18 protein-coding genes are annotated in these 16,750 nt (G+C 36.3%); 6 read left to right on the top strand and 12 right to left on the bottom strand.

Annotation, left to right across the window (positions count from 1 at the left end):
* Positions 1-111 precede the first annotated feature (111 nt).
* From BCR26_RS16785 to BCR26_RS16760, 6 genes are all read left to right on the top strand, one after another.
* Entirely contained in the window at positions 112-927 is an 816-nt protein-coding gene (locus BCR26_RS16785) for a MurR/RpiR family transcriptional regulator (protein WP_069700106.1), read from the top strand.
* A 125-nt stretch (positions 928-1,052) separates the two neighbouring features.
* The gene (locus BCR26_RS16780) at positions 1,053-1,634 is read left to right on the top strand and encodes a YdcF family protein (protein ID WP_069700105.1); all 582 of its coding nucleotides are present in this window, start codon (positions 1,053-1,055) and stop codon (positions 1,632-1,634) included.
* A gap of 461 nt (positions 1,635-2,095) precedes the next feature.
* Positions 2,096-4,387 (top strand): xanthine dehydrogenase subunit XdhA, encoded by a 2,292-nt coding sequence (gene xdhA / locus BCR26_RS16775; RefSeq protein ID WP_069700104.1) that lies wholly within the window; start codon positions 2,096-2,098, stop codon positions 4,385-4,387.
* Between the two features lie 13 nt (positions 4,388-4,400).
* Entirely contained in the window at positions 4,401-5,270 is an 870-nt protein-coding gene (gene xdhB, locus BCR26_RS16770) for a xanthine dehydrogenase subunit XdhB (protein ID WP_069700103.1), read from the top strand.
* A 1-nt stretch (position 5,271) separates the two neighbouring features.
* Positions 5,272-5,766, top strand: coding sequence for a xanthine dehydrogenase subunit XdhC (gene xdhC, locus BCR26_RS16765; RefSeq protein ID WP_069700102.1), 495 nt, complete (start codon positions 5,272-5,274; stop codon positions 5,764-5,766).
* A gap of 11 nt (positions 5,767-5,777) precedes the next feature.
* Complete coding sequence (locus tag BCR26_RS16760) at positions 5,778-7,124, top strand: uracil-xanthine permease family protein (protein WP_069700101.1); 1,347 nt, start codon at positions 5,778-5,780, stop codon at positions 7,122-7,124.
* Positions 7,125-7,512: 388 nt separating this feature from the next.
* On the opposite strand, the gene BCR26_RS16755 is transcribed toward BCR26_RS16760, so the two are convergent.
* From BCR26_RS16755 to BCR26_RS16700, 12 genes are all read right to left on the bottom strand, one after another.
* Complete coding sequence (locus BCR26_RS16755; RefSeq protein WP_069700100.1) at positions 7,513-8,229, bottom strand: YebC/PmpR family DNA-binding transcriptional regulator; 717 nt, start codon at positions 8,227-8,229, stop codon at positions 7,513-7,515.
* 85 nt (positions 8,230-8,314) lie between these two features.
* Entirely contained in the window at positions 8,315-9,490 is a 1,176-nt protein-coding gene (locus tag BCR26_RS16750; RefSeq protein WP_069700099.1) for a nucleotidyltransferase, read from the bottom strand.
* An 80-nt stretch (positions 9,491-9,570) separates the two neighbouring features.
* The gene (locus BCR26_RS16745; RefSeq protein ID WP_069700098.1) at positions 9,571-10,308 is read right to left on the bottom strand and encodes a class I SAM-dependent DNA methyltransferase; all 738 of its coding nucleotides are present in this window, start codon (positions 10,306-10,308) and stop codon (positions 9,571-9,573) included.
* A 1-nt stretch (position 10,309) separates the two neighbouring features.
* A complete protein-coding gene (rsfS, locus tag BCR26_RS16740; protein WP_084387184.1) occupies positions 10,310-10,666 on the bottom strand; it encodes a ribosome silencing factor in 357 nt (118 codons plus the stop codon).
* A gap of 9 nt (positions 10,667-10,675) precedes the next feature.
* Positions 10,676-11,266 (bottom strand): bis(5'-nucleosyl)-tetraphosphatase (symmetrical) YqeK, encoded by a 591-nt coding sequence (gene yqeK / locus BCR26_RS16735; RefSeq protein ID WP_069700096.1) that lies wholly within the window; start codon positions 11,264-11,266, stop codon positions 10,676-10,678.
* Positions 11,250-11,903, bottom strand: coding sequence for a nicotinate-nucleotide adenylyltransferase (locus tag BCR26_RS16730; protein ID WP_069700095.1), 654 nt, complete (start codon positions 11,901-11,903; stop codon positions 11,250-11,252). The genes yqeK and BCR26_RS16730 overlap by 17 nt, the downstream gene beginning before the upstream one ends.
* Before the next feature lie 18 nt (positions 11,904-11,921).
* Positions 11,922-12,233 (bottom strand): ribosome assembly RNA-binding protein YhbY, encoded by a 312-nt coding sequence (yhbY, locus tag BCR26_RS16725; RefSeq protein WP_069700094.1) that lies wholly within the window; start codon positions 12,231-12,233, stop codon positions 11,922-11,924.
* A gap of 31 nt (positions 12,234-12,264) precedes the next feature.
* Positions 12,265-13,374 (bottom strand): ribosome biogenesis GTPase YqeH, encoded by a 1,110-nt coding sequence (yqeH, locus tag BCR26_RS16720; protein ID WP_069700093.1) that lies wholly within the window; start codon positions 13,372-13,374, stop codon positions 12,265-12,267.
* Complete coding sequence (locus BCR26_RS16715; RefSeq protein WP_069700092.1) at positions 13,371-13,898, bottom strand: YqeG family HAD IIIA-type phosphatase; 528 nt, start codon at positions 13,896-13,898, stop codon at positions 13,371-13,373. Before BCR26_RS16715 ends, yqeH begins: the two co-directional genes overlap by 4 nt.
* 217 nt (positions 13,899-14,115) lie before the next feature.
* Complete coding sequence (locus tag BCR26_RS16710; protein ID WP_069700091.1) at positions 14,116-14,850, bottom strand: amino acid ABC transporter ATP-binding protein; 735 nt, start codon at positions 14,848-14,850, stop codon at positions 14,116-14,118.
* 11 nt (positions 14,851-14,861) lie between these two features.
* Positions 14,862-15,551, bottom strand: coding sequence for an amino acid ABC transporter permease (locus BCR26_RS16705; protein WP_069700090.1), 690 nt, complete (start codon positions 15,549-15,551; stop codon positions 14,862-14,864).
* Between the two features lie 106 nt (positions 15,552-15,657).
* On the bottom strand, positions 15,658-16,503 hold the full coding sequence (locus tag BCR26_RS16700; RefSeq protein ID WP_069700089.1) for a transporter substrate-binding domain-containing protein: 846 nt from the start codon (positions 16,501-16,503) through the stop codon (positions 15,658-15,660).
* Positions 16,504-16,750 lie beyond the last annotated feature (247 nt).

Here is a 16,750-nt window from a genome sequence, read left to right as displayed (position 1 = left end):
ACAAACTATAACATCATTCTCCAAAAATGTAAATATGGAGAATTTGAAAAATTGACAAATCTTGAATTTGAAGAGAAAATACTAAGTATACTAACTAAAAGGATGAAGCAGATGAGCTATTTAAAAAATATACATGATACCTATAATCTATTAACCAAATCTGAAAAAAAAGTTGCAGATTTTGTCGTTTCTTCACAAAAAAAAATCCTGCATAGCACAATGCAAGATATTAAGCGAGCAACTATGGTAGGAGATGCTACCATTATTCGTTTTTGCCAAAAGATGGGATACACCGGTTTTTCAGACTTGAAAATTGATATTGCCAAAGAGGGGTTCAGTGCGCCACAACGTTCAGAGGACTCATTTATTGATACTATTGAACATAAATTAATGGATGCTATTCACGATACTCGGGCATTGGCAAACGAAGAACATCTGAAACAAGCAGTAACAATGATTCATCAGGCTAAAAGAGTCTTTATTTTTGGTGTTGGCTCTAGTGGTATTACTGCCTTAGATATGGAATCTAGATTTCTTCGCAGCGGTTTGCAAGTAAAAGCTATCATAGATTCCCATTACCAAGCAATGAATGCTGCTCTTTTTGATGAACATGATCTAATTATCGCCTTGAGCTTAACAGGAAAAACACAAGATGTTTTTGATTCTCTTCAAATAGCGAAAAAGAATGGAGCAAAAATTATTGCCATTTCAAATTATGTTCTTTCACCTATTGCTCAACTAGGAGATGTGATTCTCCAAACAGCTATCGAGGAATATTTACTAAACGGTGGCTCATTATCTGGGAAGGTCTCACAGATTTTTGCGATTGATCTACTGATTACTTATTATGAATTAACTTACGACATTAATGGTATACAGATGCGCGAAAAAGTTGCTCGCTCCGTCATTAATAAACAAATAAACTGATTCCTCCTAAGCTTCACTACAAGAAAAAAACCTTAGAAAGTATTTAAAAAAGCGTTAAGAACAATAAATAAAACAACATCCTCCTCTTTCTTTTATTACACTTAGACTTGAAAGGTTGTGTTGTTATGAAGTGGGTCAAAAAAATGATCATTTTTCTTTTTGGTATAGGAATAATCTATCTATGTATTGTTTTTGCTCTAATCTTAAGCGGAACGAAAGACACTCCAACGAACTCTCCAGACACACTTTTAATTTTGGGGGCTCAAGTAAGAGGCAAAACTAAAAAAGAGGCATATCCTAGTAAAGTGTTAAAAGAACGACTTGATACAGCTGTACCTTACTTAAAAAAACATCCACAAACAATCGCAATTGTTTGTGGTGGTCAAGGAAAAGACGAACCTGACTCGGAAGCAAACGTTATGGCAATCTACCTTGTTAAACAAGGAATTCCAAAAGAACAAATTGTAACTGAAAGTACCTCCACACGCACAAAAGAAAATATCATTAATGCAGAAAAAAAGAAACCGCTAGGAAAAACCGTTATCGTCTCTAGTGATTTCCATATCTATCGTTCAAAACTGTTGGCAAAACGTTTAGGATTGACTAATATTACAGGTTTACCTGCTCCTTCTCGCTCGTCAGCGACAGTAAAAAACTATCTCAGAGAAATAGTGGCGCTTAGTTATGGATTGCTTTTTGATTGGTAATTGGAAAGCCTATTCAGCTTTTAGGACAGCCCTATACCATTCTAAACGCTACCTTTTTCTCATTTTTTTACAATTGCATCGAAATATTTGAGAAAAACATTTTTTTATGATATTATACTGTTGTTGTGAGTTTTTTCATTTTGTGTTTCCCTTCATACCTATAATGTATGGAGGGTTTTTTGTGCCTAATAAATTTTTTTAGAGCTATTTTATCAAAAAAAAGCTTTTTTTTTTTTAGGCTACATTAATTTTTTTATTGAACAATTGCTTATTATATGGTAGCATCGCATTATGCACTTATTTATACATTTAATGTTGATTTAATTTATTTTCTCACTTTATCAATATAAATATTTTCAAAACTTAACTGACTAGGGTTAGGTTTGTTAAGCAACTCGTTTTTGAAAGCGCATCCAATTGAATTATATTTATAAATTACTATAGAAAGGGTTGGAATATGTATGGAGAACAAAATTGTTGGGCATTCCACGACTAGATGGGATGCTATGGCTAAAGTGACAGGAAAAGCCAAGTTTACTGGAGATTATTTTTTCAAAAATTTACTTCATGGAAAGTATTTACGCTCAACTATCGCTCATGGCTATGTAAAAGAATACGATTTATCCGAAGCTGAAAAAGTTGAAGGAGTAATAAAAATCTTACTCCCTGAAGATGTACCACAAAATTTCTATTCAACCGCTGGCCACCCATGGAGCTTGAATCCTGATAAAAGGGATATTCAAGACAGATCCGTACTAACTAGAAATGTTCGGCAATATGGCGAAGAAATCGGTGCTGTTATCGCAACTACTGAGCTAGCTGCCATTACCGCTCTTGAAAAAATCAAAGTAATCTATGATGAATACCCTGTATACTTAACACCAAAAGAATCAATGGCAGACGGCGCAAGAAGAATTCATGCAGAACGAGAAAACATTATCGCAAACACATGTGTTTCAAATGGCGATATAGAAAAAGGGTTGAAAGAAGCAGATTATGTTATTGAAGAAAGCTTTAGTACGCCCGTTCAACAACATGCTCATATGGAAAATCAAATCGCGATTGCCTACTTAGATGAAGATCAACGTTGGACTTGTATTTCTTCTACCCAAATCCCTCATATTTGTCGTCGAGTAATTGGACAAGCTTTAGGGGTACGTTGGTCAACAATTCGAGTAAAAAAACCTTTTATTGGCGGAGGCTTCGGCAACAAACAAGACATTACAATAGAACCCCTAGCAGTCGCTATGAGTATGGCTTGTGGTGGACGTCCCGTTCAAATAAATATTACAAGAGAAGAATCACTCGCTTATACTAGAACTCGTCATGCCATCGACTACACCTTTAAAGTAGGAGTAAAAAAAGATGGAACTATTACTGCGATTGACTGCGAAGCCATCTCTAATCAAGGTGCTTATGCTTCTCATGGACACTCTGTCGGTGGCAAAGGCGGTGGCTTTATTAACGCTCTTTACAAAACTGAAAACATTCGTTATGCAGCTAAAACAGTTTATACAAACATTGGTGTTGCCGGAGCGATGAGAGGTTATGGAATCCCACAAGTAATGTACGCTTTAGAAGCAGTCATGGAAGATGTTGCTCGAAAAATTGGCATGGATTCTATTGAATTTAGAATCAAAAATAAAGTCCCCGAGGGCACTTATAATGAACTAACTAGAATAAATATCTTCCATAATAAACTTGATCTTTGCCTAAAAAAAGGAAAAGAACAGTTTAAATGGGATCAAAAATTAGCACTCTCTAAACAACATAAATCAGGTCCTAAACGAAGAGGTGTCGGTGTCGCTTCCTTTTCATATGGATCTGGAACCTATCCCTTCGGACTGGAAGTAGCAGGTGCTCGAATTATTCTAATTCAAGACGGATCATTTAAATTACTTGTTGGAGCAACTGAAATCGGTCAAGGTTCTGATACTGTTTTTTCTCAAATGGTAGCTGAAACGATCGGCGTTCCTGCGAAACATATCATAACTGAAGCTTTAACAGATACAGATATTGCGCCATTCGATACTGGTTCTTACGCTTCTCGTCAATCCTATATTACAGGATTTGCAGTCAAGGAAGCCGCGGAAGAAATGCGAATGAAGATTCTAACCCTAGCAAGTAGAGTCCATGACTTAGAAATTAGTACAATTGACATCGTTGACTCAAATATTGTTTTCAAACATAACCAACTTTTAGTTACAACACTCGCAGACCTAGCTATGATTTCTTTTTATGACCAATCTTTTGGTAAGGCTTTAGTCGCTGAATCTGCTGTTAACATTCATCAAAACTCATATGCTTATGGTGCAACATTTGCAGAAGTAGAAGTTGATATCGAAACAGGAGAAATTGATGTTTTAAGTGTCTTAAATGTTCATGACTCAGGAGAAATCATTAATCCTCAAACAGCCGAAGGACAAGTACATGGCGGAATGGTCATGGGATTAGCACTAGGTTTAAGTGAAGGTCTACGCTATAGCAAAGAAGGCAAACCTTTAAACAACAATCTATTAGACTACAAAATGCCAACAACCATGGATATGCCAGATTTAGAGGTTGCTTTTGTTATTGACAAAGACCCAATCGGCCCTTACGGAAATAAATCGTTAGGAGAAAATCCGCTATGTTCCCCAGCAGGAGCGATTAGAAATGCTGTTTTAGATGCAACCGGAGTTGCCATCAATCACATTCCTCTTGCAACCCAAACAGTCTATGAACAAATGAAGCAAGCAAAACTGAGAGATTAATGGAGGAATAATCATGTTTGATATTAAAAGTTATACTGAAGCAAATACACTAAAAGAATTATTTGAGATACTAGATAACAACCATGATGCACGCATTGTGTCTGGCGGAACGGATATATTAATAAAAAATAGAGATCGTGACCAAAACTTTATTGGAAAAGATTTAGTAGGGGTTACAAGAATTCCAGAGCTGCATGGGATTCACCTAGACGCCGAAGAAACTCTTTGCATTGGTGCAGCCTCATCTTTTACAAATGTTTCAAATAACGAATTAACAAAACAACTAGCTGCCACACTAGCCTATGCTGTTTCAACAGTAGGCGGACCTCAAACAAGAAATGCTGGTACAATCGGTGGAAATGTTTGTAATGGAGCCACTTCAGGTGATAGCGGAGCCACACTTTTTGCTTATAATGCTATTCTAGAGGTTCAAAATAGTCGCGAAACGAAGAATATTCCGATTCAAGAATTCTATCTTGGTCCAGGAAAGGTCAACTTGAACCAGGGGGATGTTTTAGTAAAAATCAAAATAAAAAAAGAAGACTACCATCAGCTTAATGGTCACTATACTAAATTTGCTCAAAGAAAAGCGTTGGATATTGCCAATTTAAGTTGCGCTACTTTAATTAAAGAAAAGAATGGCGTTATTGAAGATTTGAGAATTGCTTATGGTGTTGCAGGTCCTGTTCCTATTAGAGCCACCATTGCCGAAGAATTTGCAATTGGAAAAAAAATCAGCGAGGAACTCCTAAATGAAATTGGCGAAAAATGTCTTGAATCTACAAAGGCAAGAACCTCATGGCGTGCTTCAAAAGAATACAGAGAACATTTAATTCAACTTTTGCCAGTCAGAAATATTACGACGGCCTTAGGAGGGAACTAGTATGAAACGACAAATAGAATTTAATTTAAATGGAGAAAAGGTCTCCATCGAAGTTGATGTGAGAAAAAGTCTTTTAGAAATGCTGCGAGATGATTTCGGACTAGTCGGCTCAAAAGAAGGCTGTAGCGTTGGCGAATGTGGTGCCTGCTCGGTAAGTGTAGATAAAGAAGTCATTGACTCCTGCATCTACCTCGCTGTATGGGTTGATGGAAAAAACGTTGTCAGCATTGAAGGCATTTCCAACGAAGATGGCTCTCTATCAGATATCCAAAAAAATTACGTTGAGTCTGGCGCTGTTCAGTGCGGTTTCTGTATTCCAGGTTTAATCGTTTCATCAACTCAACTTTTAGATGAAAATTCAGCTCCAACTAGACAAGAAATACGTCGCGGCCTTGCTGGCAATCTTTGCAGATGTACTGGATACCATAAAATTATTGACGCTGTTGAAAATACTGCAAAAGAGCGGAACGAGAAAGCTCTTAATTCATCAGAATAGGAGCTTTATAAATGAATAATGAAACTATTGCTCATCCAATCGATGAAAAATTATCCAAAGGAAAAACAATTTCCTTAGCTATTCAGCATATGTTGATAGCTATTTTATCAGCCATTCCTGTACCATTGATTATTTCCCAACATGCTGACTTGTCTAAAGATGACACTACCTACTTTATTAGTGCAGTTATCCTTGCCAGCGGCATTTCATCTATTTTGTGCAGTATTGGCCCTAAAAAAATTAGTCCGCGAGTTCCGATGGTTATGGGTGCCAGCTTTTCAGCTATCCCAATTTGTATCAAAACGATTAACAGTGCCTCATCCGTGTCCAGTGGTTTTCAATTGATTGCTGGAGGAACACTTATTGCGGGGCTCCTAATGTTTTTATTAGCTCCTGCATGGTCGAAATTGAAGCCTTTATTTCCTTTGGTAGTGGTAGCAACAAACACAATGATTCTTGGTATCTATCTGATGCCCAATACATTTCACTGGATTATTCAAGGGTCAAAAGTACCTGGTCAAGTAGATTTAAGTAGTATCTTATTAGCACTGTTTGTTTTTCTTTTAAACATTTTCTTTTCAAAATTTTTAAAAGACTTCTTAGCTAATTTAAATGTATTGCTTTGTTTGGTGATTGGTACAATCGTAGCTGTAGCTTTTAATATGGTAGATTTCAACCCAGTTATTGAAACAAACTTTCTAGAACCGATTGTACCTTTCGTCAGATACGGATTACCTAAGTTCAATTTGGTCACAATGACCTCGTTTGCAATCGTTGCAATTCTTGGAATGGTAGAAATCTCTGGAACTTCCATGGGACTGCATAATATTGTTCACAAGGAAATGGATGATGTTCAATTGACAAAAGTTTTGAGAACAAGTGGCATCAATGCTGGTTTGTCAGGTACTTTTGGTGCCGTCCACCCCGTTCCTTTCGTTCAAAATTTAGGGTTACTAGATATGACTAAAATATTTAGTCGATTTGTGGTTGCTGTAGCTGGAATCTTACTAATTCTATTAAGTTTTTTCCCTCAAGCAGCTGCTTTTATCAACGTTATTCCTAAACCAGTTTTAGGGGGCGTAAGTTTATCCATCTTTGGTGGCATCGTTGCCAGTGGCGCTAGCATGCTAAAAGGTGTTGAAATGGAAGGAAATCACAATAAATTGATTGTCGGTCTAGCTATTGGCGTCGCGATGCTTCCTGCTTTTTATTCAGATTTCTATGGTGGTTTCCATCAAATTATTCAAGATATCTTTGGCAATGGAATTGTTGCAGGAGGATTAACAGCGATTCTACTGAACTTATTGTTTAATTTTAAAGAGATAAAAACAGCTTTTTCAGAGAAAAAGAAAAAATAACTGTCATATTAGGGATTCAAAAAATAAGAAAATAGAGATAAAACAAGACTACTTCCTTCTTGTTCTATCTCTATTTTTAACTATATTTAGCACTACAGCGAACAATTAGAAAAATAGACAAACAGTGTTAGGAATGAAATCGGCACATTTTTTTGCCGAGTCCTTCAAGACCTTGGTGCTTTAGCACTTAGAGCTTGATGAGATCGGAGCTTCCCTATAGCGTAGTTGCTTCCGGTTGGGTGCCTCTTCTTTGATGTTTGATCCCTCTCTTTTTTCAGTTGTTTTCTTTAGGGATGAAGAAAGTGAGACAGTAATCAGAGTTACTTCTGATTATTGTCCCACTCTCCACTCGCATTTAATCTATTAGCAATTATTCAGAAGGCATTAATTAATCCAATTCTACATTATGATAAACTTTTTGAACATCGTCTAGATCTTCCAATACATCAATCATTTTTTCAAATTTTTCTAAATCTTCGCCTGTCAATTCTACATCATTTTGAGCAACCATTTCAATTTCAGAAACAGTAAATTCTTCAATGCCTTTTTCTTTCAATGCTTCCTGAACAACATGGAAATCCTCTGGCTCTGTGTAAACAATAATTTGGCCGTCTTCTTCTGTTACATCACGAACGTCAATGTCTTTTTCCATCAAATATTCTAGCACTTCGTCAGCATCATTCCCTACAAATCCAATAATCCCTGTGTTATCAAACATGTAAGCCACAGCTCCACTAACACCCATGTTTCCGCCATTTTTCCCAAAAGCAGCACGAACATCCGAAGCTGTTCTATTCACATTATTTGTTAAAGCATCCACAATGACCATTGAACCATTAGGACCAAATCCTTCGTAACGCAACTCTGAATACTGCTCGTCTCCTGAGCCTTTTGCTTTTTCGATTGCTCGATCAATAATATGTTTTGGTACATTATATGTTTTGGCGCGTTCCACTACAAACCGTAATTTTTGGTTAGTATTAGGATCAGGATCCCCTGACTTTGCTGCTACGTAAATTTCAATCCCGAATTTTGCATAAACTCGGCTGTTATTAGCGTCTTTGGCAGCTTTTTTCTCTTTAATATTTGCCCACTTACGGCCCATATTTTCACTTCGCTTTCATCATTATTTTTTTATTTATCACACTTTGTTTATTATACTTGTGAAAAGAAAATTTGTTAAGTGTTTTTTATCTCTCCAACGATTTTATAGGAAATCGGCCAAAATTTTGTTCAGTGATTGTTTCCTTCCCTAATTGATATATTTGGCCACTCCTAATATCTAAATCTAGAAAGCTTTTGTTTTCTTTAGAAATCCTCGAAATAATAGGCAGGTCAACTTTTTTCTTCTGCTCTTTTAAATATTTTTGACCTTTTTCGGAAAATCCTAATAGTCGTAAATAACTCTTTTCCCAAACTAATTGAATTTCTTCTTTTTTTACATTATGAAGAATGTAGGTTGCTAACCGTTGGATTCTCGCCCAAGTATAGCGTTTCGTTTTGACTATAGCAACAAATTCGCCAAAAGAAGTTGCTTTTAGACTAGCTTCTTTTAACCGGTATTCAATTCCTTCTGTCACTTGATATAGGGCTCTTAATTCGTCATAAGAGCTGCTATTCAACTTATAGCGTAGATAGGGCCAGTACAGTTCCCAATGAGCCAATGGATACTCTGACAAATCTTGATAGGTCTCTTTAGGCAGCACCTGCTCTAATTCACTTAGCTCATTCTCTAAAACTTTTTTCCGAATCGCTGTAGCACTAGCAAACTGTTGATGAATCGTTGTTTCATGGTAAGCTGACTGCTCTCTTTTCAAAGGATAGAGCTTCATAGGGGTTTGGTAGACTGCATTTTCTTTCCCATAACTTAACCCTAAAATATGATTTGGGGAAGAGAAATCAAGCATCATCTCTGGGTATAGCTCTTGAAAAACAGCTGTCATTTGCTGTGGATAGCTTACCCTCGCCTTATTTAACTCTTTATACTTTTCCTTAATCAACTGATTATTTGCAACGACAAAACGTCCAAATTTTTCATAATCTACAGTTTCAGAAACATCGGTGCCAAAACATAGGCTTTTACAACCGATCCCTTGAAGGAGCTTGACAGCGCCTCTGGCAAAATAATCTGCTGATTGAACTGCCCAAGCAAAAGGCAATTCGATGACAATATCTACCCCATTGTCTAAGGCTTCGTTAGCCCTTACCCATTTATCCATAATAGCTGGCTCGCCTCTTTGCAAAAAATTCCCACTCATTACCGCAACAACCACATCTGCTCCCGAAAGCTTGCTTGCCTGTAGCACATGGTAACGATGCCCATTGTGAAAAGGATTATATTCAACAATTATTCCACATGCTTCCATCTCTTACCTCCTCACTATAAATCAAAAAAGAAGTCGAAACAAAACCTTTAATCAGTTCCGCTCCTCCTTCTCTACTGTTCCTATTTTCTACAAACAAAAAACCAACGTCGACTTTTCTCAGAGGGCTTTTCATCCGTAAAATCTGCACAGACCCGTACATCAACAAAGCCAGCACTCTCTAACATCACTAAATAATTTTCCAATGTATACGTACGCTCTTTATGTAACTCATCTTGGCGGATAAAGAGTGCTTCATTCTCTTGACTTTTGACAAAAAAAGTTAAGAAATGTTCGATACTATGCTTTTTTTCCCCTTGATAGCTATCCCATAAAAAAGCAAACTCATCTGTTTGATAATGATAGCTGTACTCTGGAAATACTTCATCTATTTGATAAATAGAATGAACATCAAAAACAAACGTTCCTCCTGCTTCCAAAGCTTGATAAACTTCATCAAATACTTGTTGCACTTCTTGACGATTAGCCATATAGCATAAAGAGTCAGAGAAACAAGTGATTGCTTCATATTGACCGATTTCAGAAAGATCTAACATATTCCCTTGGACAAATTGAACGGATACATCGGATTCTATCGCTCGTTCGCTTGCCATCATCAACATCTCTTCTGAAAGATCCAAAGCAGTCACATCATAACCTTCTTTAGCAAATTCAACCGCGAGCGCACCCGTCCCACAAGCTAGTTCCAAAATGCTTTCCGTTCCTTCAGGCAGATGTCTTTTTGAGAAAGTTAACCATTTTTCATATAGGCCTTCATCCATTACTTCATCATAGACAAAAGCAAATGTTTCGTAAGCCATTTTAGCTTACCCACTCATTCACATTAACCATTGGTGCATCTGACCAAAGTTTTTCTAAATTGTAAAAAGCCCGTTCTGAAGATTGGAATACGTGGACAATGACATCACCAAGATCAATTAAGACCCATTTGCCGCCATCTTTTCCTTCAATTCTTTTGACTTCTACTTGCGCCTTCTCAACTTGCTCGACAACCTCATCTACAATGGCATTAATTTGCCGATCGCTGGTTGCTTGACAAATCATAAAATAATCCGCAAGCAATGATACCTCATGTACATCTAAAGCAACAATCTCTTCTGCTCGCTTCGAATCGGCAGCTTTTACAGCTATTTCTAAAACCTTTTGACTATCTATAATATTTCCCTCCTATTTTCTTTCCACTACCCAGTGATTGTATGTTTCAATCGTTTTCGGGTAAATTTTCTGTTCTTGTTCAACTAAATGTAGTAACGTTTGTTTGGTTTCATAAGCAACGGCCTCATCCAGATTAATTAAGGCAATATCTCTCGCCTCTTTAACACCTGGAAAGTGACGACCCGGTTCGATATAATCTGCCACATAAATAATTTTATCTAGTAAAGTCATCTCTGCAGCACCTGTTGTATGCAAACGAATCGCCTGTAATATTTCTTCGTCATTAATTTTAAGCTCTCGCTGTACTATGCTAGCACCTACCAAACCATGCCATATCGCATTGCCATAGTTTAGTAAGTCCAAATCATAGCCATCTCGCTGGATAATCATTTGAAACTCATCATCAGGGCGTTCCTTAGCGTAATCATGCGTTAGAGCAGCAATACTTGCTTTTGCTTCAGAAGCACCATATTTAGCTGCCAAAGCAACGGCCATTTTTTCAACACCTAATACATGTTGAAATCTTCTCTCACTCATTTGCATTTGAACCCTTTGAATTAGTTCTTCCCGTTGAGCTTCTGTATACTCAGTGTTCAGATTCATCCAAATACAGTCCCTTCTCATGAATATATTTTATCACACTATCTGGCAAAAGGTACCGCGTGGAACAACCATTTTTGATGTTTTTACGGATTAAGCTAGAACTTATGTCCATCTGTGGCACATCTACCCACATAATCGGATAGGGTGTAATCACACCATAGTTTGGTCGTCGAATCCCAACAAATTGAACTAAGGTTATCAGCTCATCAATTTTATACCACTTTGGTAAATATTCTACCATGTCTCCTCCAATGATAAAATAATAATCAGTATCAGGATTATTTTGCGTCAAAGCTTTCATCGTATCATACGTATAGCTTTTTCCTTCACGGCTCAGTTCAATTGGTTCGACAGACAACTGTGCATTATCTTCGGTTGCCAATTCTAACATAGCCAAGCGATGTTCACTATCGATTGTCTTTTTTTCATCCACATGAGGTGGGCAATTTGACGGCATCAAATAGACTTCATCCAGTCCAAGCTGTTGTTGTACTTGATCTGCAATCACTAAATGTGCCAAATGAACAGGATTAAAATTCCCACCCAAAATGCCAACTTGTTTTCTTTTTTGATAAAGTTCCAGCTCTTCTTCTACAATTGTTCCTATTTTCCCTGCTGCATTCGTAGCTGTCCCCATTGGTTATTCCTCCAGACTTTAAATAGCTTTCACTTCATTAGAAATTTTTTGGTATTTCTCTTTTGATGATGGCTTAAATAAAACCAGAACACGTCCAATAATTTGTACGATGTCACAATTTATTTCTTTTTTCAATGAAGCTGCAACTTCTTCAGCAATTTCATCAGTATTTTGCAATAAGTTGACTTTAATTAGCTCTCTTTTTTCTAACGCTTCGTTAATTTGAACGATCATCGCAGAGTTCAAACCACCTTTACCTATTTGAAAAATTGGTTGTAAATGGTGTGCTTGACTACGTAAATAACGTTTTTGTTTGCCCCGTAATTCCACTTTTTTTCCTTCTCTCTTCTATAAGTCGCTTCTAAATAAGCGCTTTTCTTCTAATAACATCCACACCTTTTGGCGCCCAACCAGCGACAACACATGGTTCGGTAACAGTAATCCAGCCTAATCCAGCGAAGACAATATCTGTTTTCTCTTTTACTGAAAATTCAAAGCGAACAAGTTCTGGAAACTCAGGAACTTCCTCTGGACGAGGTGGCTGTAAAAGTCCTCCAACATGCTTTTCATAAAATTGATCGGCATTCGCTAACTTAGTCCGATGAATGGCTAAATCATTGGAAACATAAGCGATAAAGGAGCTTTTCTTACCTTGTATAAAATCAAAACGAGCTAGGCCTCCCAAGAAAAGTGTTTGCTCTGGATTCAATTGATAAACTTTCGGTTTTATTTCTTTTTGTGGCGCAATAATTTTTAAATCTTTCTTCCCTAAGTAATGAGCCATTTGATGGCGATGGATAATTCCCGGTGTGTCTATCAGAAAATGCCCATCATCTAAAGGAATCTCTATCTTATCCAAAGTAGTTCCTGGAAATTGCGAAGTCGTGATAACATCTTGTACACCAGCAGTTTGCTTAATAATTTGATTAATTAGTGTTGATTTTCCAACATTGGTTACACCAACAACATAAACATCTTTTCCATCTCGGTATTTCTCGATGGTTTTAAGCAACTCTTCCATTTCTTGTGGCTTCTTCCCACTGGTTAATAGTACCTCTACAGGACGCAACCCTTCTTCATGAGAACGTTCACGCATCCACTGAACCATTTTAGACCTTTTAAGTGATTTAGGTAAAATATCTACTTTGTTTCCTACCATTAAAACAGGATTATTCCCAATAAATCGATGTAATCCAGGAATTAACGACCCATTAAAATCAAAAATATCTACGACATTTACAATCAAAGCATCTTCTTGTCCCAGCTCATTTAAAAGCCTCAAGAAATCATCATCCGTTAAATGAACATCTTGAATATCGTTATAGTGTCTCAAGCGAAAACATCGTTGGCAATAAACCTCTCCTGTTTCCATTCCTTTTTCAAAAGCTGCTTTAGGTGTATAACCTAACTCATCTGGTCGTTCTGTTTGAATGATTGCACCACAACCGATGCAATGAATAGCTTCGCTCATTCTAGTCCGCCTTTCCATACCATATCTGGATGTTTCTTTGCTAAATGTTTCATAATCTTACGCTCGAAAAAGCGATTAATCCTCGTATTCCAACCGTCAGTATCGACAATAGGTTGAACCAAAATATTACGAATCCCCGCAGCATTTGCTCCACGTATATCGGTCATAATCTGATCTCCTACCATCACTAGCTCTTCTCTTCTTAAATTCAGCTTTTCTTCCGCTTCTCTAAACCCTTTAGTTGTAGGCTTCATAGCTCTAGCAACATACTCCAAATCAAATTTTTCTATCGCCCGTTGAATCCGGCTTGATTTGTTATTAGAAACAACAATCACAGGAATCCCAGCCTTTTTCATGTCTGAAATCCAATGAAGTAACTCTTCCGTACCATCTGGGTTATCCCATGCAATTAACGTATTATCTAAATCCGTTAAAACAGCTTTTATTCCCAAGCTTTTTAATTGATCGGGAGTAATTTTATAAATTGCATCTACCATCCACGTTGGCTTAAATTTTGAAAACATGTTCTTCTTCCTCTTTCTAACTAGGACGCGTCCTAAATCCATTGATTCATACTTTCAAGGTTATTCTATTTAAATATTTCTACTCTGTCGAATGAGTCCATATTTTTTCATAATGAAAGGAGCACTAATCTTAGTACTCCTCCACGCTTTATTATACTGTATTTTCAAGGAAATTTCTATAAATCCTCTTTAGAAGTTTCAGAAACTCAGCTAATCCTTATAAAACTTTTGAAAGAAAATCAATCGTTCTTGTGTTTTCAGGCTTTTCAAAAACATCTCTTGGCGTTCCTTGTTCCACAATGATTCCCTCATCCATGAAAAGAATATGATCGCCAACCTCTTTTGCAAAACCCATTTCATGGGTCACAACCACCATCGTCATGCCTTCTTTTACTAAATCATTCATAACTCCCAACACTTCTCCTACCATCTCTGGATCTAATGCCGAAGTAGGTTCATCAAAAAGCATGACATCAGGTTCCATCGCTAAAGCTCGAGCAATAGCGATTCGTTGTTGTTGCCCACCAGACAAGGATTGTGGATAAGCGTTTGCCTTATCCGCCAAACCTACTTTTTCCAGCAATTCCTGCGCCAATGTTTCTGCATCTTCTCTCGTCATTTTTTTAACCTTCATCGGTGATAATGTAATATTATCCAAGACTGTCATATTAGGGAACAAGTTAAATTGTTGAAAAACCATGCCCATTTTCTCTCTCATAGCAAAAATGTCATTGGACTTATTAGTAATATCTGTACCCTCAAATAGAATATGTCCCTTAGTTGGAATCTCCAGTAAATTCAAACAACGCAAAAAGGTACTTTTTCCTGAACCAGAAGGACCAATGATAACTGTCACTTCCCCCTTTTTTACTTGATAATCAATTCCTTTTAAGACTTCATTTTTGCCAAAATTTTTATGTAAGCCTTGTACATCAATTAACGAATCCATCATATTATTCCCTCCTAACGTTGATAGCCTTTGCCTAATTTTTTCTCAAACAAATTTAAAACTCTTGAAGTAATAAATGTCATAACAAAATAGATGAGCGCTGCCACATAATAAGGTTCTAAAGGAATGTATGTATTAGAAATAACCGTTTGCGCACTACTTAACAATTCATTAATCCCAATAATCGATAGCAAAGAAGAATCTTTGATTAAAATAATAAATTCATTTCCTAATGCTGGCAAAATATTTCTCAACGCTTGCGGTAAAACAACATAACGCATCGTTTGAATCGGGCGAAGTCCTAAAGAATGAGCAGCCTCCGTTTGCCCAAAATTAACTGCATTGATTCCTCCCCGAACGATTTCAGCAACATATGCACCAGAATTTAATGATAAAACAATCATTCCTGGAATCAAGCGTCCTAAATCAATCGTTAAAATACCGATGGGAACATTAATTGTAGGGAAACTTTTTTGAAGAATTCCATAACCAATTAAAATTTGAATCAACATTGGTGTTCCTCTAAATATCTCTATATAAATATTTGCCAACCATCTAAAAATAGATACTTTTGATAATTTTAACAATGCAATAATTACACCTAGAACTGTCCCTAAAAAAACCGTAACTACCGAAATAATCAATGTTACAATAGAACCTGATAAAAAATACTGATAGTATATTTCAAAAAAAGAAAAATCCATTTCACTTCCTCCATTCACTTTCAACTCATTTTTTTTAAAGAAAAAAGACAGCTTTAGCGATTTTCCTAAACTGTCTCTCCCTTCACAAAATAGACTCTTTTATTCTTTATTGATTCTTTTTATCCGCAAGCTCCATTGCTTCTTTAACAAATTGATCAATTTTGCCTTTTTCGATCATTTCTTTAAGAATCGAATCAAGTTCTTTTTTCAAATTTGTATCCCCTTTTGGCATTGCAATTGCGAAAGCTTCATCTTCACTAGATTTCAACTCAATATCAGCGAACATTAACTCTGAGTTTTGATTAATGTATGACTCTGCAATCGTTTCCTCTAAAACAAGTCCATCGATTGATCCTTGATTCAACTCTACAATTAAATTAGGAACACGAGGAATTGAAACAATCTGAGCATCTGATATTTGAGATTCTACAACTCCTTCTTGAATTGAACCTTTTTGAGCACCCACTTTTTTGCCTTTCAAGGATTCTATTGAAGTTAAAACATCTTTATTCTTTTTATTAATCACTACTTTTTGTGGTGGATTGTAGTAAGGAATCGAAAAGTCAAATTTTTTCTGACGCTCTGTTGTTGCTGAAATCCCTGATACAGCAATGTCTACTTTCCCTTGCTGCAACGCAACTAACACTGCATCAAATTGCATATCCATAAATTCCACTTTAACATCTAGCTTTTCTGCAATCGCTTTTACCATTTCAATATCAGAACCAACAAATGTGTCTTTCCCATCAACTAATGTTTTAAATTCAAATGGAGAAAAATCAGCAGAGGTTCCAACTACTAAAGTTCCTTTTTCCTTAATCGTTTTCAATGTATCAACTGTTTGTTTGTCCTTTGCATCATTTTGCGAACTAGCACTTTTTGAAGAACTACCACATCCAACTAAAAGCATAATTCCTATCAACATTATGATTGTTAACTTCATTTTTTTCATACTTAACTGCTCCTTCACTTCTCATTATTATTCAACCTTATTTTGAATATATACATAATACCACATAAAAAATGAAAAATCATCCATTATATTCATAAATATGAATTTTTATTCATTAATAACAGCTGAGAATATAAATAAATACTAAAAAAGAGAGTGGGACAATAAACTACTATTTATAGAAAACAGAGACGATTTTGACTATTATTATCAAAATCGTCTCTGTTTTTTCTTTTGAAAGAGCTTT

The organism is Enterococcus rivorum, assembly GCF_001742285.1.
Taxonomy (GTDB): domain Bacteria; phylum Bacillota; class Bacilli; order Lactobacillales; family Enterococcaceae; genus Enterococcus_L; species Enterococcus_L rivorum.
Note: the sequence above shows the minus strand (reverse complement) of the source record. Positions and strands in the feature narration are given on the sequence as shown.

Coding starts and splice junctions, on each gene's coding strand:
- xdhC (WP_069700102.1), top strand. CDS start 5,272: ATGAAACGACAAATAGAATTTAATTTAAATGGAGAAAAGGTCTCCATC.
- BCR26_RS16705 (WP_069700090.1), bottom strand. CDS start 15,551: ATGGATTTTTCTTTTTTTGAAATATACTATCAGTATTTTTTATCAGGT.
- BCR26_RS16710 (WP_069700091.1), bottom strand. CDS start 14,850: ATGATGGATTCGTTAATTGATGTACAAGGCTTACATAAAAATTTTGGC.
- BCR26_RS16760 (WP_069700101.1), top strand. CDS start 5,778: ATGAATAATGAAACTATTGCTCATCCAATCGATGAAAAATTATCCAAA.
- BCR26_RS16780 (WP_069700105.1), top strand. CDS start 1,053: ATGAAGTGGGTCAAAAAAATGATCATTTTTCTTTTTGGTATAGGAATA.
- BCR26_RS16745 (WP_069700098.1), bottom strand. CDS start 10,308: ATGGCTTACGAAACATTTGCTTTTGTCTATGATGAAGTAATGGATGAA.
- BCR26_RS16785 (WP_069700106.1), top strand. CDS start 112: ATGAGCTATTTAAAAAATATACATGATACCTATAATCTATTAACCAAA.
- BCR26_RS16700 (WP_069700089.1), bottom strand. CDS start 16,503: ATGAAAAAAATGAAGTTAACAATCATAATGTTGATAGGAATTATGCTT.
- xdhA (WP_069700104.1), top strand. CDS start 2,096: ATGGAGAACAAAATTGTTGGGCATTCCACGACTAGATGGGATGCTATG.
- BCR26_RS16755 (WP_069700100.1), bottom strand. CDS start 8,229: ATGGGCCGTAAGTGGGCAAATATTAAAGAGAAAAAAGCTGCCAAAGAC.
- xdhB (WP_069700103.1), top strand. CDS start 4,401: ATGTTTGATATTAAAAGTTATACTGAAGCAAATACACTAAAAGAATTA.
- yqeH (WP_069700093.1), bottom strand. CDS start 13,374: ATGAGCGAAGCTATTCATTGCATCGGTTGTGGTGCAATCATTCAAACA.
- yqeK (WP_069700096.1), bottom strand. CDS start 11,266: ATGAATCTGAACACTGAGTATACAGAAGCTCAACGGGAAGAACTAATT.
- BCR26_RS16750 (WP_069700099.1), bottom strand. CDS start 9,490: ATGGAAGCATGTGGAATAATTGTTGAATATAATCCTTTTCACAATGGG.
- BCR26_RS16715 (WP_069700092.1), bottom strand. CDS start 13,898: ATGTTTTCAAAATTTAAGCCAACGTGGATGGTAGATGCAATTTATAAA.
- BCR26_RS16730 (WP_069700095.1), bottom strand. CDS start 11,903: ATGGGGACAGCTACGAATGCAGCAGGGAAAATAGGAACAATTGTAGAA.